Below are 1042 nucleotides of genomic sequence, written 5' to 3'. Positions count from 1 at the left end.
CGCTGACTAACAGCGCCGACCCCGCAGAGCAGTCCAGCTGGGAGGTCGTGAAGGCCAGGCGCACAGGTTCTGTCGTCGCCATCGTGCGCGCAGTTGAGGGCGTCGAGAGCAGCTGGGCACAAGGCGCTCGGGTGTTCTGCACCATTACCGCAGGGGCTCTCAACCAGGTGCTGGCCCGCCTGGACGCTGCCGAGCAGGTCCAGGGCCAACTGCAACAGAACAACGACGCATTGCAGCAAGCCCTCAATGCGCTGACGGAGCGTGTTGCAGCGCTTGAGCAAGGCGGTCCCGGCCCTGATCCAACAGCCTCGGTGCTGACCGATGGCGCAGGCAATACCCTGGTCGACAGCCAGGGCAACACATTGATCATGCAGGAGTGACCCTATGCCAAACATCACGCACGTCGTAACCGGCGCCACCTGGCCCAGCACCGCACCGCCCTCCGTTGGCGCGCACTACATCATGGTGGATGCCGACGAGAACCCTACCGGCTCGCTGTGGTTTGCGGTCGCTGCCGAGCGCCCGGAAGACTGGGTACTGGTCAAGGGCAGCGCGAAAGGGCTCTATGCCGATATCAACCACGTCAGCGCCACTCAGGCAGTCGACCGCATGACGCGCCTGGTCAGCCTGAGTGTGGGCTTTGACCTGGAAGGGGCGCAGGCCCTGGCGGTGGTTGAGCTTCCCGATTCGCCAGTGATCCGTGAAGACCTGATGCTGGAGGTTCTGGCCATCAACGGCCGTTCCGTCACCGCGCGGGTGGACGTAAAGTTTCCATTTCCCATCGGCGGCATCACCATGCCCGAGGGGGCGGAAGGTGTTACAGCCGCTGTCGGCGAAGACTTCCTGCGGCTCACCATCACCCAAGACATCCGCCTGACCTTCAAGGGCATTGAGTACGCCGCCGAGGGCGGCGATCCAACGATGGCTTATGCGACAGTCGTTCCCAGTGATCCTGGTCCGACCCAGTGGGTCGGCGTGCCGCCGCTGAGCTGATCATGGCCTTCCCGAATACACCGCTTGATCCTGAAATCGCCGTGTGGGG

2 protein-coding genes are annotated in these 1042 nt (G+C 63.7%); both read left to right on the top strand.

Annotated elements, in window-relative coordinates:
• On the top strand, positions 1-380 hold a 380-nt coding region (locus tag L6D89_RS32350; protein ID WP_236202338.1), incomplete at its 5' end, for a hypothetical protein.
• 4 nt (positions 381-384) lie between these two features.
• The gene (locus L6D89_RS32345; protein ID WP_236202337.1) at positions 385-993 is read left to right on the top strand and encodes a hypothetical protein; all 609 of its coding nucleotides are present in this window, start codon (positions 385-387) and stop codon (positions 991-993) included.
• The last annotated feature ends 49 nt before the right edge of the window (positions 994-1042 follow it).

The organism is Pseudomonas pseudonitroreducens (genome assembly GCF_021603645.1).
In the GTDB taxonomy this organism is placed as follows: Bacteria; Pseudomonadota; Gammaproteobacteria; order Pseudomonadales; family Pseudomonadaceae; genus Pseudomonas; species Pseudomonas pseudonitroreducens.
Note: the sequence above shows the minus strand (reverse complement) of the source record. Positions and strands in the feature narration are given on the sequence as shown.

What these genes read in the sequence shown, in the direction of transcription:
- L6D89_RS32345 (WP_236202337.1), top strand. Translation starts at nt 385, where the DNA reads ATGCCAAACATCACGCACGTCGTAACCGGCGCCACCTGGCCCAGCACC.